A 15456-nucleotide genomic window follows, 5' to 3' on the forward strand; every position below is an offset into this window, starting at 1 on the left:
CGCAAACTCGTGGATAACACCACTATAAGGTGTCGCGGCTGGCGTGGTACAGGCTGACCCGGCGGAATTCGTGCGGCTCGGCCAGGTCCGGCAGGGTCAGCGCTTCCAGCACACCCAGCTGCTGGTACAGCGGGTGGCTGAAGTCGCGTACCCGCGAGTCGGCCACCAGCGCCTGGCGCCCGCGGCCGAGGAAGGCATCCAGCAGCGGCAGGTTGGCGCGGTCGTACAGCACGTCAGCAACCAGGATCAGGTCGAAGCGATCGTCTTCGGCGAAGAAATCGCTGCTGTAACCCAGTTCCACCCCGTTCAGCGCGGCATTCGCGCGGCAGGCATCGAGTGCCAACGGGTCGAGGTCGCAGGCCACCACTTCCAGCGCACCGGCGCGGGCGGCGGCAATACCGGCGATACCGGAGCCGGCGCCAAAATCCAGCACGCGCTTGCCGGCTACCCATTCCGGGTGCTCGGCCAGATAACGGGCCATGGCCAGGCCGCTGGCCCAACAGAAGCTCCAGTAGGGCGGATCTTCAAGAATGCGCCGAGTCTCCTCGCTACTGAAGGCGCGGTCCATGTTCTGGTCGTCGATCAGCCACAGCTTGAGGTCGCAGCCGGGTAGCTCGCTGACGACAAGACGCGCTTCGCCGATCAGGCCGCTGAGGGCTTGTTGCAGGGGCTGTTGTAGGGAGACTGGCGCCACTTACGGCGCCTTCTCGAAACGCAGCGGACCGGTGGCCTGGGTCTGGGCCTGGGTAATGCGCACCGGCGGCAGGTGCATGATCAGCTGGCCAGAGCTGCTGGCGCGGCCGCGCAGCTCGACCCGGGCACCAGCGGGGAAGGCCTCGGGGTTGAAGCGCAGTTGGTAGGGCAGGGCCTGGCCGGTGCCGGTCAGGTTGCTGCTGGCCAGCAAGCGTTGTGGGCGGTCGCGTTCGTCGATGACCAGCAAGGCCAGCTCCACGTCGGCACCGGCGGGGATTTCCAGCAAGGTGCCGCTCAGCTCGCGCTGGTAGGCCGGCAGCGGGCCCAGTACTGTGGCCGGCTTGGCCGTGCGGGCTGGCGTGGGTGCCGGAGGGGTGTCGGGCTTCGGCCTGTCGCTGCCGCAGGCAGCGAGCAGGGCGGCGCAGCACAGCACGACGAGCGCTCGGTAGTGCATGGGGTAGTCCTTCACGGGTAGATTTCCCATGGATGTTAACCCCTTTGGCTTGTCTTGCCAGTGGGATGCGCTACCATGGCCCTCCCTTTTTTTGTTGCCTGCCACCATGCACTGTCCCTTTTGCGGTGCCAACGACACCAAGGTAATCGACTCTCGTCTCGTCGCTGAGGGCGAGCAGGTGCGCCGCCGCCGTGAATGCGTCGCCTGCGGCGAGCGCTTCACCACCTTCGAAACCGCCGAGCTGGTGCTGCCCCGGCTGATCAAGCAGGACGGCACGCGCCAACCCTTCGACGAAGAAAAGCTGCGCGCCGGCATGCAGCGGGCACTGGAAAAACGCCCGGTCAGCGTCGAGCGCCTGGAAGCTGCGCTGGCGCATATCAAGAGCCGCCTGCGTGCCACCGGCGAGCGTGAAGTCAAATCGCTGGTAGTGGGTGAGATGGTCATGGCCGAGCTGCGCAAGCTCGACGAAGTGGCCTATATCCGTTTTGCCTCGGTTTACCGCCGCTTCCAGGACCTCGACGAGTTCCGCGAAGAAATCGACCGCCTGGCTCGCGAGCCGGCTAAAGAGTGACCATGCCCAGCCAAGCTGCCATCCTCGACGCCCACTACATGGCCCGCGCGCTGGAGCTGGCGCGCAAGGGCCTGTACACCACCCACCCGAACCCGCGCGTAGGCTGCGTGATCGTGCGCGATGGCGAGGTGGTCGGCGAAGGCTGGCATGTGCGCGCCGGCGAGCCGCATGCCGAAGTGCATGCCCTGCGCCAGGCCGGTGAGCGTGCCCGTGGCGCCTGTGCCTATGTCACCCTTGAGCCGTGCAGCCATCATGGCCGCACGCCACCGTGCGCTGAAGCGCTGGTCAAGGCAGGCGTGGCACGGGTGGTAGCCGCCATGCAGGACCCCAACCCGCAAGTGGCGGGGCAGGGCCTGCGGCGCCTGGCCGAGGCCGGTATCGAAGTGGCCAGCGGCGTGCTCGAGGCCGAGGCCCGCGCACTCAACCCCGGTTTCCTCAAGCGTATGGAGCACGGTCTGCCGTTCGTTCGCGCCAAGCTGGCCATGAGCCTGGATGGCCGCACCGCCATGGCCAGTGGCGAAAGCCAGTGGATCACTGGCCCGGCCGCCCGCTCGGCGGTGCAGCGCCTGCGTGCCCGCTCCAGCGTGGTACTGACCAGCGCCACCAGCGTGTTGGCCGACAACGCGCGGATGACCGTGCGCGGCGCCGAGCTGGGCCTGGATGCCGAAACCACTGCCCTGGCTCTCAGCCGCACACCGCTGCGAGTGCTGATCGATGGCCACCTGCGCCTGCCGCTGGATGCGCCGTTTTTCCAGGCTGGCCCGGCGCTGGTGGTGACCGCTGTCGCAGATGACCCGCGCTATGCCGCTGCCGGCCACGAACTGCTCAGCTTGCCGGGTGACAATGGCCAGGTAGACCTGTCGGCGTTGCTGCAGGCCCTGGCGGCCCGCGGCATCAACGAAGTCCTGCTGGAAGCCGGTGCCGGCCTGGTCGGCGCCTTCGCCCGGCAAGGCCTGATCGACGAGTACCAGCTGTTCGTCGCCGGCACTTTCCTCGGTTCCCAGGCCCGTCCGCTGTTGGACTGGCCACTGGACAAGATGAGCGAAGCGCCGCGGCTGAAAATTACCGAAATGCGCGCAGTGGGCGATGACTGGCGGGTCACGGCCATCCCCCTGCCGGCACCCCGCGTATAATGCCTGGCTTGCCCTGCGCAAAACGTTTTTGAGGAAGACCCCATGTTCACCGGCATCATCGAATCCATCGGCACCATCCGCAGCCTGACCCCCAAGGGTGGCGACGTGCGCGTATACGTCGAAACCGGCAAGCTCGACCTGGGTGACGTCAAACTCGGCGACAGCATCGCCGTCAACGGCGTGTGCCTGACCGCCGTCGAACTGCCGGGCGACGGCTTCTGGGCCGACGTCAGCGTCGAAACCCTCAAGCGCACCGCCTTCATCGACCTCAAGAGCGGCAGCAAGGTCAACCTGGAAAAAGCCCTGACTCCCACTACCCGGCTGGGCGGGCACCTGGTCAGCGGCCACGTCGACGGGGTCGGCGAAATCATCTCGCGCAGCGATAACGCCCGCGCCATCCAGTTCCGCGTGCGTGCACCGAAGGAACTGGCCAAGTACATCGCCCACAAGGGTTCGATCACCGTCGACGGCACCAGCCTGACGGTCAACGAGGTCAATGGCGCCGAGTTCGAGCTGACCATTGTCCCGCACACCCTGTCCGAAACCATCATGGCCGACTACCGTGCAGGGCGTCGGGTAAACCTTGAGGTCGACCTGCTGGCCCGTTACCTGGAGCGTCTGCTGCTGGGTGACAAGGCTGCCGAACCGAGCAAGGGCAGTGGCATTACCGAAAGCTTCCTGGCCGCCAACGGCTTCTTGAAATCCTGATTGAGAAGGGGGTGCCGCGTGGCGCTCAACAGCATCGAAGAACTGGTCGAAGACATCCGCCAGGGCAAAATGGTCATCCTCATGGATGACGAAGACCGCGAGAACGAAGGCGACATCATCATGGCGGCCGAGTGCTGCCTGCCTGAGCACATCAACTTCATGGCCAAGCACGCCCGCGGCCTGATCTGCATGCCGATGACCCGCGAGCGCTGCGAGACCCTGAAGCTGCCGCTGATGGCGCCGCGCAACGGCTCGGGCTTCGGCACCAAGTTCACCGTGTCGATCGAAGCCGCCGAAGGTGTCACCACCGGCATCTCCGCCGCTGACCGCGCACGTACCGTGCAGGCGGCCGCTGCCAAGGACGCCAAGGCCGAAGATATCGTCAGCCCTGGCCACATCTTCCCGCTGATGGCCCAGCCTGGCGGTACCTTGGCCCGTGCCGGCCACACCGAGGCCGCATGCGACCTGGCACGCATGGCCGGTTTCGAGCCAAGTGGCGTGATCTGCGAAGTGATGAACGACGACGGCACCATGTCGCGCCGCGCCGAACTGGAAGTGTTTGCCGCCGAGCACGGCCTGAAGATCGGCACCATCGCCGACCTGATCCACTACCGCATGATCCACGAGCGCACCGTGCAGCGCGTCTCCGAGCAACCGGTCGAGAGCGAGCTGGGTGAGTTCAACCTGGTCACCTACCGCGACGCGGTGGAAGGTGACGTGCACATGGCCTTGACCCTGGGCAAGATCTGCGCCGAAGAGCCGACCCTGGTCCGCGTACACAACATGGACCCGCTGCGCGACCTGCTGCTGGTCAAGCAACCGGGCCGCTGGAGCCTGCGCGCCGCCATGGCTGCCGTGGCCGAGGCCGGCAGCGGCGTGGTATTGCTGCTGGGGCACCCGCTGGACGGCGACGTGCTGCTGGCGCACATCCGCGAAAGCGCTGGCGATGCACCAGTCAAGGCACCGACCACCTACAGCACCGTGGGTGCAGGTTCGCAGATCCTGCGCGACCTCGGTGTGCGCAAGATGCGCCTGATGAGTTCGCCGATGAAGTTCAACGCGATATCCGGATTCGATCTGGAAGTTGTAGAATACGTGCCCTCCGAGTGACTTGAGGCGGCAGTGACGCCCTCCAGCTCGAGTCCATACCCCTGTCGAGGCCGCCAGCATGCGGCCTCGCTCTTGAAGATGAGAATATCGGAATGACCCTGAAGACCATCGAAGGTACCTTCATCGCCCCCAAAGGTCGCTATGCTTTGGTGGTTGGCCGCTTCAACAGCTTCGTCGTCGAAAGCCTGGTAAGCGGTGCCGTTGATGCCCTGGTACGCCACGGTGTCAGCGAAAGCGACATCACCATCATCCGTGCCCCGGGTGCATTCGAAATCCCGCTGGTGGCACAGAAGGTCGCCCAGCAAGGCGCCTACGACGCGATCATCGCCCTGGGCGCAGTGATCCGTGGTGGTACCCCGCACTTCGAATACGTGGCGGGCGAATGCACCAAGGGCCTGGCCCAGGTGTCCATGGAGTTCGGTGTTCCGGTGGCCTTCGGCGTACTGACCGTCGACTCCATCGAGCAGGCCATCGAGCGTTCCGGCACCAAGGCCGGCAACAAAGGTGCTGAAGCTGCCCTGTCCGCTCTGGAAATGGTCAGCCTGCTGGCGCAGTTGGAGGCCAAGTGATTAGCGACGAAAGCGATCGTTTCAACCCGCGCGATCCAAAACCTGCGGATGCCGGCAAGCCATCGAAGAGTGCCAAGCGCCGCGAAGCCCGCAAGCTCGCGACCCAGGCACTGTACCAGTGGCACATGGCGCAGCATTCGCTGAACGAGATCGAAGCGCAGTTCCGGGTCGATAACGATTTCTCCGATGTCGACGGCGCTTATTTCCGCGAGATCCTGCATGGGGTCCCGGCGATCAAGAGCGAAATCGACAGCGCCCTGAAGCCATGCCTGGACTTGGCACTGGAAGAGCTCGACCCGGTCGAGCTGGCCGTGCTGCGTCTGTCTACCTGGGAGTTCATCAAACGCGTCGACGTACCGTACCGCGTGGTGATCAACGAAGGTGTCGAGCTGGCCAAGGTCTTCGGTGCCACCGATGGCCACAAGTTCGTCAACGGTGTGCTGGACAAGCTGGCCCCGAACCTGCGCGAAGCAGAAGTAAAGGCGAACAAGCGCTGATCCTGGCGCTTGCGGACCATGGGTGAGTTCGAGCTGATCAGCCATTACTTCGCCGCCGCGCCCTGTGCGCAAGGCGGTGAAGGCGTGGCCCTTGGCATTGGTGACGACTGCGCCTTGCTGGGCCTTCCTGCCGGCGAGCAACTGGCGGTGTCCACCGACACCCTGGTTGCCGGGGTGCATTTTCCGGCTCTGTGCGACCCTTGGTTGCTCGGCCAGCGCTCGCTGGCCGTGGCGGCCAGCGACCTGGCTGCCATGGGCGCCACCCCCATCGGCTTCACCCTTGCCCTGACCTTGCCCGAGGTCAGCGCCGACTGGCTGCAAGCCTACGCCAGCGGCCTCAACCGCATGGCCGGCCACTGCCAGCTAAGCCTTATCGGTGGCGACACCACTCGCGGCCCCCTGAGTATCACCATGACCGTGTTCGGCCGGGTTCCGGTGGGGCAGGCGTTGCGCCGTGATGGCGCTCGCCCGGGCGACCTGCTTTGCGTCGGGGGCGAGTTGGGTAACGCGGCAGGGGCTTTGCCGCTGGTGCTGGGCCAGCGCCAGGCCGATGCCGCGCTGGCGCAACCGTTGCTCGACCATTACTGGTCGCCGTCGCCGCAGTTCGCCCTGGGCCAGTTGCTGCGCGGGCGTGCAACTTCGGCACTGGATATTTCCGACGGCCTGCTGGCCGACTGCGGGCATATCGCCAAGGGCTCCCGCGTGGCGCTCGAAGTGAACCTGGAGCAGGTGCCGGTGTCATCCGCCCTGCAGGGCTTGCTCGGCGCCGAGGCGGCCGTACATGCGGCGCTGACCGGTGGCGATGACTACGTGCTGGCGTTCACCTTGCCGCCAGCCGAGCTTTCATCCCTGCAGGCACAAGGCCTGGCGGCATTCCACGTCATCGGGCGGGTGCTCGAAGGGCAGGGTGTGAGCCTGCGCGACCGGCAGGGCCAGGACATCACCCCGCGGCAACGCGGCTATCAACATTTTAGGGAGACACCGTGACCGATCACCCCAACCAGGTGCCTGCGGAGTTTGTTCCGCCTTCGGTCTGGCGCAACCCGTGGCACTTCATCGCCTTCGGTTTCGGTTCTGGCACCTTGCCAAAGGCGCCGGGCACCTGGGGCTCGCTGGTGGCCATACCGTTCATCCCGATGTGGCAGATGCTGCCCGACTGGGGCTACTGGCTGTTGCTGGGCGTGAGCATGCTGTTCGGCTTCTGGCTATGCGGTAAGGTCGCCAATGACTTGCGCGTGCACGACCATGAAGGCATTGTCTGGGACGAGATCGTCGGCATGTGGATAACCCTCTGGCTGGTGCCGGAAGGCTGGCAGTGGCTGCTGGCGGGGTTCCTGATGTTCCGCTTCTTCGACATTCTCAAGCCGTGGCCGATCCGCTGGGTCGACCGCCATGTGCATGGGGGCGTTGGCATCATGCTCGACGATATCCTGGCTGGCGTGTTTGCCTGGCTGGGGATGCAGGTTCTGGTTTGGGCGGTTGCCTGATACAGGGAGCGTGTGAATGGCCATGAGGACCGTGCTGCTGGCAATGCTGCTGAGCCTTGCCCCGTGGGCGGCGGCTGCCGAGGGTGTGCCGAAGCAGATCCACCTGGTCAGCGAAGAGTGGCTCGACTACACCAACGCCGACGGTACCGGGGTAGCCTGGGACGTGCTGCGCAAGGTGTTCGAGCCGGCCGGGGTCAAGGTAGTGACCCAGAGCGCGCCCTACAGCCGTGCGGTCGGGCTGGTGAAGCGTGGCGAGGCTGACGCCTGGGTAGGCTCGTACAAGGAAGAGAACGACGACAACCTGTATCCGCGCTGGCACTTCGACATGGACCACATCTACGCGCTAGGGTTGGTCAGCAAGCCAGTGCCTACTCGGCAGACCATAGGTCGCTACCGCTTGGCCTGGGTGCGTGGCTACGACTTCGGTAGCTATCTGCCCGATGTGCATGACTTCCGCGAAGTCCAGCGCCGCGAAGGCATCCTGCCGATGCTCGAGCATGACCGTGTGGACTTCTACATCGATGCGCTGACCGAGATCGACAATGTGCTCGGCCAGACCTCCCAGCCCGAGCGCTTCCGCCGCACCCATGTGGCCGAACTGCCGCTGTACCTGGCCTTTGCCCGCAGCGACCAGGCCAAGGCCCTGCGCGACCTGTTCGACAAGCGCATGACCGAGCTGGTGCGCAGTGGTGAGCTGAAGCCGATCTTCGAGCACTGGCAGCAGCCGTATCCGTTCAGCCCGGATAGCAAACCACATTGAGCGCCCCGTTTCATGGGCATGCCCGCTCCCACAGGATTGAGTACAGACCTTTGCTAAGCATCGAACTTTTCGATCTTACCCCACGGTATTCAGCCAGCCCACATCCCCCAACCTGCTGATACAATCGGCCCACGAGAAATTTAAACTTATTCCAGGAGCACAACGTGCCCGTCGTCTTTGTTGCCGCCTCTAAACTCCCGACTCCCTTCGCGACCTTCACCATGCATGGCTTCCTCGACGAAGCCACTGGCCGTGAGCACGTGGTGCTCAGCCTGGGTGACATCGCGGACGGCCAGCCGGTGCTGGGGCGCCTGCACTCCGAGTGCCTGACCGGCGATGCCCTGTTCAGCCAGCGCTGCGACTGCGGCTCGCAGCTGGAAGCCGCGCTGCAGGCCATCGCCCGTGAAGGCCGTGGCGTGCTGCTGTACCTGCGCCAGGAAGGCCGTGGCATCGGCCTGCTGAACAAGATTCGCGCCTACGAGCTGCAGGACGGTGGCGCCGATACCGTCGAGGCCAACGAGCGCCTGGGCTTCGCCGCCGACCAGCGCGACTACGCCATGTGCCTGCCGATGCTGGAGCACCTGGGCGTGAAGTCGTTGCGCCTGATGACCAACAACCCGCGCAAGGTCAAAGCCCTGACCGACATGAGCATCGTCGTCGCCGAGCGCGTACCGCTGCACACCGGGCACAACCCGCACAACCGCTACTACCTGGCAACCAAGGCCGGCAAGCTGGGCCACATGCTGGGTAACGAGCACCAGGGCGAGGTGCCTCAGGCGTGACCCGCGCCGAGGTCAAGCGGCGCTTGGCGCTGGCCTGGTGGCAATACCTGGCGGTGGGCCTGGTGCCGCTGCCAGTGATGGCCTGGGCCTTCGGTGGCGGTGATGCGCTGGCCTCGGTGCTGGCCATGCCACTGTTCATTGCCGGCGCGGCGACCATGTTCCTCAGCCTGCCGCGCTTTAGTGCCTACAAGCGCGCCCTCATCGCCACTTCCAAGGTGCTCGGCACTGGAGAAGAGCCCGCCGCCTGGATCGAACTGGCGCGGGTGCGGCGCCTGGCTATGTTGTATGCCTGCTTCCCGGCCTGGGTCGCCGCTTTGTCGGTGCTGGTCGGCCTCGAGGCGGTGCCGCAGATCCTGCTGGCGTTGTCCACCGCAGTGGTGCTCTACCTCTATCGTATTCCACGCCAGCTCGGCTGATGCGCCTGCTGCCCGGCCTGCTGGCGCTGCTCGTCTGCTCCGCACTGCCCGCCGAACCCCTGCGAGTGGTCAGCCTGGCCCCGTCGATGAGCGAGATCATGCTCGAACTGCAGGCCGATGACCTGCTGGTCGGTGTGCTCGACGGTGGCGAACGGCCGGCGGCGCTGCGCGAGTTGCCCTCGGTGGGGCGCCAGGGGCAACTGGACCTCGAACGCCTGCTCAGCCTGCGCCCCGACCTGTTGCTGCTGTGGCCGGGCAGCGTGCCGCCGGCCCAACGCGACCAGCTCAAGCGCCTGGGTATCGCAACGTATAGCGCAGAACCCCATGACATCGACCAGCTGATCGAGCAGATCGAAGCCATCGCCGAACGAATCGGCCGTGCCGAACAGGGCCATCGGTATGCCCAGGCCCTGCGTGACCGGCTGCGGCAGCTGCGCCAGCAGTATCGACGGGACGAGCCCTTGCAGGTGTTCTACCAGGTCTGGGACCGACCGCTGTACACGCTCGGTGGCCGGCAGGTGGTCAGCGATGCCCTGGCCGTTTGCGGCGCGCGTAATGTCTTCGCCGATCTCACCCAGGCGGCGCCGCAGGTAAATGTGGAGTCTGTGCTGCTGCGCAACCCACAGGTCATTCTGGCGGGTGATCAGGCGCAGCTGGAGAGTTGGAAGGCCTGGCCGCAACTGCGTGCGGTTGCCGATGATCGTTTACTGGTGGTGCCAGACAAAGGCCTGGAGCGGCCTAGTGGGCAGATGATCGAAGCTACGGCGCGTTTGTGTGCGTTGCTCGAGGCTAACGCGCCGGCGTCCAAGTAAGCTTTTGCGAGGGCTGCGCCCTCGATCGCGACGCAAGGCCGCTCCTACAAAGAACTGCGCGGCCCCTGTAGATACCGTCTTGACCCTCACCCTGCAAGAGGGATTTTGGGGTCAAACGGTATCCCCGACTTCACCACCCCATAAACCAGGTGCAGCAGCTTGCGCATCGCCGCGCAAACGATCTGTTTATAGGCTTTGTGTCGGCTGTTCAACCGCTCTGCCAGTGCCTTCACGACAGGGTTGTACCTGATCGAGACAGTGCCTGACATCCACAAGCCCGCCCGCAGCCTTGAGGCGCCTGTACGCGAGATAGTGCTCTGACCTATGAACTCTCCCGATTGCTGCACTACCGGGTTCAGGCCTGAGAACGCGACGATCGCAGAAGAGCTTTGGTATTTCAGTGGATCGCCCAGTTCGGCGAGCAGCAACGTAGCAGTGGTGTCACCCAAACCATCTATCGAAGTAATCAGATCACGTCGCTTGCGCAGGTCTGGATCATCATCGATCGTCTGTTCGATGGCCTTCCTGGTCTTTTCCAGTTCTTCGGTGATGTGCCCGATGACGTCTTGAATCGACTGCTGCACCGCATCCTGTGCGACATCCAAACGATTCTGCTCCATCTGGCGCATTTCCTTGAGGTCGTCCAGTCGCCGCACCAGAGCACGCAAACGGCGCTGTGCAGGTGGCTCCGGCTCCCACTGGCGAAGCGAGGCCGCCTTCTGCTGGCCATAAGCAGCAATGACTTTGGCGTCAGCTTTATCGGTTTTGACGCGCCGAAGCTCCACGTCAGCGAATTTCGCGATCACCGCCGGGTTCAGAATACACACCCGATAACCTTGGTTGTGACAGTGCTCGGCTAACGCTTCGTGATAGGTGCCTGTGGCCTCCATAACGATCCAGGCGCCTGGTTCGGCATGGCGCTCAAGCCAATCGCTGAACTGCTTGAACCCTCCAGGATCATTGGACAGCTTGGCTTTGGTGCGCGTCTTGCCGTTGGGAAGTGGGGTGGCAATGTCGAAAGATTTTTTGGCGACATCAACGCCAACAAAGGCGGACATGATCTTCTCCTTCAAACTACGAAAGTCGATCACCCTACACTCAGTTCAACCTTGTTAATGCGTGCTCACGCCGGGGGCGGGCACTAGATACCGTTCGAACTCGTCGAGTGGGGTTGAAAGGCCAGAGCGTTATCTACAGTGCGGGCTCGATGCCCTTGGAGCGGCTCCGCTTCAAGACCTTCCCTCGATGATCAGTCGAGAACTTTCGCTTCTTGGGAGGCGAAAGTCGAGATACAAGGAGCGGCCTTGTGTCGCGATGGGCCGCAAAGCGGCCCCAAAATCTCAAAGCCCGAGCCTGGCCATCCGAGCCTTCACCGAAGCCTCGATCCCAGCCGCATCCAGCCCGCACTCAGCCAGCATCTGCGCCGGCTTGGCATGCTCGACATAGATGTCCGGCAACCCCAGGTGCAGCAGCGGTTTCACGATCGCCTGGCTGGCCAGGAACTCACCCACAGCCGCACCGGCACCGCCCATGATGGCGTTTTCTTCGATGGTCACCAGCAGCTCATGGCTTGCGGCCAGTTCCAGCACCAGCGCCTCGTCCAGCGGTTTGACGAAACGCATGTCCACAACGGTAGCGTTGATCTGCTCGGCCACCTGCATGGCCTCGGCCAGTTGCACGCCGAACACCAGCAAGGCGACTTTCTCGCCCTGGCGACGGACCACGCCCTTGCCGATTTCCAGCGGCTCCAGGTCACCGCTGATCGGCGCGTTCGGGCCGGTGCCACGCGGGTAGCGCACAGCCGCCGGGCCGTTGTACAGGTGGCCGGTGCTGAGCATCTTGCGCAGCTCGTTTTCGTCGCTTGGGGTCATCACCAGCATGCCCGGGATGCAGCGCAGGTATGACAGATCGTAGCTGCCCGCGTGGGTCGGGCCGTCTTCGCCGACCAGGCCGGCGCGGTCGATGGCGAACAGCACGTCAAGATTCTGTACCGCCACGTCGTGGATCAGCTGGTCGTAGGCGCGCTGCAGGAAGGTGGAGTAGATCGCCACCACCGGCTTGCTGCCCTCGCAGGCCATGCCGGCCGCCAGGGTCACGGCATGTTGCTCGGCGATCGCCACGTCGAAGTAACGCTCCGGGTAGCGCTCGCTGAACTCGACCAGGTCGGAGCCTTCCTTCATCGCCGGGGTGATGCCCACCAGGCGGTTGTCGGCGGCAGCCATGTCGCACAGCCACTGGCCGAACACCGCGGAGTATTTCGGGCCGCTGGCTTTCTTCGGTGCGGCGGGTTTGTCGGCCGGCTCCAGCTTGGTGATGGCGTGGTAGCCGATCGGGTCGATCTCGGCCGGGGCGAAGCCCTTGCCCTTCTTGGTCACCACGTGCAGGAACTGCGGGCCCTTGAGGTCACGCATATTCCGCAGGGTGGCTATCATGGTCGGCAGGTCGTGGCCGTCGATCGGGCCGATGTAGTTCCAGCCCAGTTCTTCGAACAGCGTGCCCGGCACCAGCATGCCCTTGGCGTACTCCTCGGTGCGGCGGGCGATTTCCCAAGCGCCTGGCAGGCGCGACAGCACTTTCTTGCTGCCTTCGCGCATGCTCGCGTAGGTGCGGCTGGAGAGGATCTTGGCCAGGTAGTTGGACAGGCCGCCGACATTGCGCGAAATCGACATGTCGTTGTCGTTGAGGATCACCAGCATGTCGGCGTTGACTTCCTGGGCGTGGTTCAACGCCTCGAAGGCCATGCCGGCGGTCAGCGCGCCGTCACCGATCACCGCGATCGACTTGCGGTCGCTGTTCTGCAGGCGGGCGGCAATGGCCATGCCCAGTGCAGCGCTGATCGAGGTGCTGGAGTGGCCGACGCCGAAGGTGTCGTACTCGCTCTCGCTGCGGCGCGGGAAGGCGGCGATGCCGTCCTTCTGGCGCAGGCTGAGCATGCGGTTACGGCGCCCGGTGAGGATCTTGTGCGGGTAGGCCTGGTGCCCCACGTCCCACACCAGCCGGTCGTCGGGGGTGTCGAAGACATAGTGCAGGGCGATGGTCAGCTCGATGACGCCCAGGCCGGCACCAAAATGCCCACCGGTCTGACCCACGGTGTAGAGCAGTTCCTGGCGCAGTTCGTCGGCCAGGGTCTCCAGGTCGGCTTCGGCCAGCCGGCGCAGGCCGGCAGGCGTGTCAGCGCGGTCGAGCAACGGCGTGACCGGGCGTTCGCGGGGGATCTCTTGAAACGTCGTGGGCATCAGGCGAGTCGTTATAGGTGTGTGAAGACGCGGCAGTTTACCCCATTGTAGGAAATACTGCCCATTCAACCACGGGTTACGCGGCCCCTGTGGGAGCGGGTTCACCCGCGAATGCGGCGGTAAACTCAACATCGCATTCGCGGGTAAACCCGCTCCCACAGGGATTGGTGTCGTTGCTTAATTGCGGCGTTCGACGATGTAACGCGCCAACGCCCGCAGCGGTTCGGCCTTTTCGCCGAACCCTTGCAGTGCGACCAGCGCCTGGTCGCGCAGTTCGATCGCATAGGCCTTGGCCGCTTCCAGGCCCAGCAGCGCCGGGTAGGTCGGTTTGTCACGGGCGATATCGGCCCCTTGTCGTTTGCCCAGGGTGGCGGTATCGCTTTCCACGTCGAGAATGTCGTCCTGCACCTGGAAGGCCAGGCCTATCGCCTGTGCATATGTCTGCAGGGCATCCAGTTGCGCCTGCTCGGCGCGGGCGCTGGCCAGGGCGCCGAGGCGCACGCTGGCTTCGATCAGCGCACCGGTCTTGTGCCGGTGCATGAACTCCAGCGCCTGCTGGTCCAGCTTCAGGCCCACCGAGCCCAGGTCGATGGCCTGGCCACCGACCATGCCTGCCGGGCCGGCAGCCTTGGCCAGGGCCTGGACCATAGCCAGGCGAATGCTGTCGTCTTGCGGGCTCAGGCGCGGGTCGAGCAGGGCGCTGAAGGCCAGGCTCTGCAAACCGTCGCCGGCGAGGATCGCGCAGGCTTCATCGAAGGCTTTGTGGGTGGTCGGCTGGCCGCGGCGCAGGTCGTCGTCATCCATGGCCGGCAGGTCGTCATGCACCAGCGAGTACGCGTGGATCAGTTCCACCGCACAGGCTGCGCCGTTGGCGTGTTCGGCCGGGGCGCCCAAGGCTTCGCAGGCCGCGTAGGCCAGCAGCGGACGAACGCGTTTGCCACCGTTCATCACGCTGTAGCGCATGGCGGCGTAAAGGCGTTCGAGTTCCTTGGTCGGGGCGACGAACAACGGTTCGAGGGCGGCGTCGACCCGCGCCTGGCAGCTGGCCTGGTAGGTGCCGATCATGCTTCCGGCTCCGCGTCGAAGGGCTGGGCAGCCAGTTCGCCATCGCGTTCCAGCAGGATCTGCACCTTCTGTTCGGCCTGGGCCAGGGCACCCTGGCAATCGCGGGTCAGGGCGATGCCTTGCTCGAAGGCGGCCAGCGACTCTTCCAGCGACAACTCGCCGTTCTCCAGGCGCTCGACCAGTGCTTGCAGGTCTGCGAGGGATTGCTCGAAATCGAGGGAGGCTTTTTTGCGGGCCATGGCGACTGTCTCGGTGGCATTCAGAACGGCGCGACACTAGCAGAGCGGGGCGGGGGGAGCAAACTTCAGGGGCAACGCTGTTGGTTTCAAGGGCCCTTTCGCGGGCTTGCCCGCTCCCACAGGTACATCACAGTCTTCAAGACCTGTAGTGCACCTGTGGGAGCGGGCAAGCCCGCGAATGGCCCCAAGGTGGCCTGTCAGGCTGGCTCTGCTTCCAGCTCCAGCATGGCCTCACGGTACCGCGCCAGTTCCTCGATGGTCAGCACCGGCAGATTGTATTGCCGCGCATACACCGCCACTTGCTCGCCACGGGCCATCGTGCCATCGGGGTTCATCAGTTCGCACAGCACTGCCGCCGGGCGCAACCCGGCCAGGCGTGCCAGGTCCACCGAGCCTTCGGTGTGGCCACGGCGGGTCAGCACCCCGCCATTGCGGGCGCGCAGCGGGAATACATGCCCCGGGCTGACGATATGGCGCTGCTCCGCAGTAGAGCGCAATGCCGCGCCAATGGTGGTGATGCGGTCCTGGGCGGACACCCCGGTGGTAATGCCTTCCGCCGCCTCGATGGTGACGGTAAAGCCGGTGCCATGGCGTGCCTGGTTGTTCTGCACCATGGGTGCCAGTTGCAGTTCGTCGACGGTGGCCTCGTCCAGGCACAGGCAGACGATGCCGCTGCAATCGCGAATCATCATGGCCATGGTCTGCAGCGAGATGTTCTCGGCGGCGGCGATGATGTCCGCTTCGTCCTCGCGGTCGTCGTCGTCGAGCAGCAGCACAGGGCGCCCGGCCCGGAAGGCGGCGATGGCGGCGCTGACATTGGGGAATTGCGGGTGGTGCGTGGTGGACATGAAACGCTCCTCGTGAATGATCGATGAACGTCTCGGGGCGAACAAAATGCGCGCGCAGGGGCGCCCGGATGGCCCC

General features: G+C 64.8%; 19 protein-coding genes. 12 read left to right on the top strand and 7 right to left on the bottom strand.

The window, feature by feature from the left end:
- Positions 1–22: 22 nt before the first annotated feature.
- Both ACK56M_RS02950 and ACK56M_RS02955 read right to left on the bottom strand, forming a co-directional pair.
- Positions 23–694, bottom strand: coding sequence for a class I SAM-dependent methyltransferase (locus tag ACK56M_RS02950; RefSeq protein ID WP_003259339.1), 672 nt, complete (start codon positions 692–694; stop codon positions 23–25).
- A complete protein-coding gene (locus ACK56M_RS02955; RefSeq protein ID WP_015268774.1) occupies positions 695–1147 on the bottom strand; it encodes a YbaY family lipoprotein in 453 nt (150 codons plus the stop codon).
- Positions 1148–1253: 106 nt separating this feature from the next.
- Here ACK56M_RS02955 and nrdR point away from each other — a divergent pair, with 106 nt between their 5' ends.
- The 12 genes from nrdR (at position 1254) to ACK56M_RS03015 (ending at position 9992) form a co-directional block, all read left to right on the top strand.
- The gene (nrdR, locus tag ACK56M_RS02960) at positions 1254–1718 is read left to right on the top strand and encodes a transcriptional regulator NrdR (protein ID WP_003255402.1); all 465 of its coding nucleotides are present in this window, start codon (positions 1254–1256) and stop codon (positions 1716–1718) included.
- Positions 1719–1720: 2 nt separating this feature from the next.
- The gene (ribD, locus tag ACK56M_RS02965; RefSeq protein WP_085721425.1) at positions 1721–2851 is read left to right on the top strand and encodes a bifunctional diaminohydroxyphosphoribosylaminopyrimidine deaminase/5-amino-6-(5-phosphoribosylamino)uracil reductase RibD; all 1131 of its coding nucleotides are present in this window, start codon (positions 1721–1723) and stop codon (positions 2849–2851) included.
- 42 nt (positions 2852–2893) lie between these two features.
- Positions 2894–3559, top strand: a complete 666-nt coding sequence (locus ACK56M_RS02970; protein ID WP_003255399.1) for a riboflavin synthase — start codon at positions 2894–2896, stop codon at positions 3557–3559.
- Between the two features lie 18 nt (positions 3560–3577).
- The gene (ribBA, locus tag ACK56M_RS02975) at positions 3578–4669 is read left to right on the top strand and encodes a bifunctional 3,4-dihydroxy-2-butanone-4-phosphate synthase/GTP cyclohydrolase II (RefSeq protein ID WP_003259341.1); all 1092 of its coding nucleotides are present in this window, start codon (positions 3578–3580) and stop codon (positions 4667–4669) included.
- 92 nt (positions 4670–4761) lie between these two features.
- Positions 4762–5238, top strand: coding sequence for a 6,7-dimethyl-8-ribityllumazine synthase (gene ribE, locus ACK56M_RS02980; RefSeq protein ID WP_003255395.1), 477 nt, complete (start codon positions 4762–4764; stop codon positions 5236–5238).
- A complete protein-coding gene (nusB, locus tag ACK56M_RS02985) occupies positions 5235–5735 on the top strand; it encodes a transcription antitermination factor NusB (protein WP_013970674.1) in 501 nt (166 codons plus the stop codon). Before ribE ends, nusB begins: the two co-directional genes overlap by 4 nt.
- Before the next feature lie 18 nt (positions 5736–5753).
- Entirely contained in the window at positions 5754–6722 is a 969-nt protein-coding gene (gene thiL / locus ACK56M_RS02990) for a thiamine-phosphate kinase (protein WP_015268776.1), read from the top strand.
- A complete protein-coding gene (locus ACK56M_RS02995) occupies positions 6719–7222 on the top strand; it encodes a phosphatidylglycerophosphatase A (RefSeq protein ID WP_015268777.1) in 504 nt (167 codons plus the stop codon). The genes thiL and ACK56M_RS02995 overlap by 4 nt, the downstream gene beginning before the upstream one ends.
- A gap of 16 nt (positions 7223–7238) precedes the next feature.
- Entirely contained in the window at positions 7239–7982 is a 744-nt protein-coding gene (locus tag ACK56M_RS03000) for a substrate-binding periplasmic protein (protein WP_061303929.1), read from the top strand.
- Between the two features lie 164 nt (positions 7983–8146).
- A complete protein-coding gene (gene ribA, locus ACK56M_RS03005; protein WP_015268779.1) occupies positions 8147–8764 on the top strand; it encodes a GTP cyclohydrolase II in 618 nt (205 codons plus the stop codon).
- Positions 8761–9180 (top strand): hypothetical protein, encoded by a 420-nt coding sequence (locus ACK56M_RS03010; protein ID WP_015268780.1) that lies wholly within the window; start codon positions 8761–8763, stop codon positions 9178–9180. The genes ribA and ACK56M_RS03010 overlap by 4 nt, the downstream gene beginning before the upstream one ends.
- On the top strand, positions 9180–9992 hold the full coding sequence (locus tag ACK56M_RS03015) for a cobalamin-binding protein (RefSeq protein ID WP_015268781.1): 813 nt from the start codon (positions 9180–9182) through the stop codon (positions 9990–9992). Before ACK56M_RS03010 ends, ACK56M_RS03015 begins: the two co-directional genes overlap by 1 nt.
- 86 nt (positions 9993–10078) lie before the next feature.
- Here ACK56M_RS03015 and ACK56M_RS03020 read toward each other — a convergent pair whose 3' ends face one another.
- The 5 genes from ACK56M_RS03020 to ribB all read right to left on the bottom strand — a co-directional run bounded on the left by ACK56M_RS03020 (position 10079) and on the right by ribB (position 15380).
- A complete protein-coding gene (locus ACK56M_RS03020; protein WP_411959049.1) occupies positions 10079–11050 on the bottom strand; it encodes an IS110 family transposase in 972 nt (323 codons plus the stop codon).
- 282 nt (positions 11051–11332) lie between these two features.
- Complete coding sequence (gene dxs, locus ACK56M_RS03025; protein WP_024086183.1) at positions 11333–13228, bottom strand: 1-deoxy-D-xylulose-5-phosphate synthase; 1896 nt, start codon at positions 13226–13228, stop codon at positions 11333–11335.
- A gap of 177 nt (positions 13229–13405) precedes the next feature.
- On the bottom strand, positions 13406–14293 hold the full coding sequence (gene ispA, locus ACK56M_RS03030; protein WP_015268783.1) for a (2E,6E)-farnesyl diphosphate synthase: 888 nt from the start codon (positions 14291–14293) through the stop codon (positions 13406–13408).
- The gene (locus tag ACK56M_RS03035; protein WP_003255380.1) at positions 14290–14532 is read right to left on the bottom strand and encodes an exodeoxyribonuclease VII small subunit; all 243 of its coding nucleotides are present in this window, start codon (positions 14530–14532) and stop codon (positions 14290–14292) included. Before ACK56M_RS03035 ends, ispA begins: the two co-directional genes overlap by 4 nt.
- A 197-nt stretch (positions 14533–14729) precedes the next feature.
- On the bottom strand, positions 14730–15380 hold the full coding sequence (gene ribB, locus ACK56M_RS03040) for a 3,4-dihydroxy-2-butanone-4-phosphate synthase (RefSeq protein WP_061303931.1): 651 nt from the start codon (positions 15378–15380) through the stop codon (positions 14730–14732).
- Positions 15381–15456 lie beyond the last annotated feature (76 nt).

The sequence above is a fragment of the Pseudomonas sp. s4 genome, assembly GCF_046764235.1.
Lineage (GTDB): Bacteria > Pseudomonadota > Gammaproteobacteria > Pseudomonadales > Pseudomonadaceae > Aquipseudomonas > Aquipseudomonas asiatica.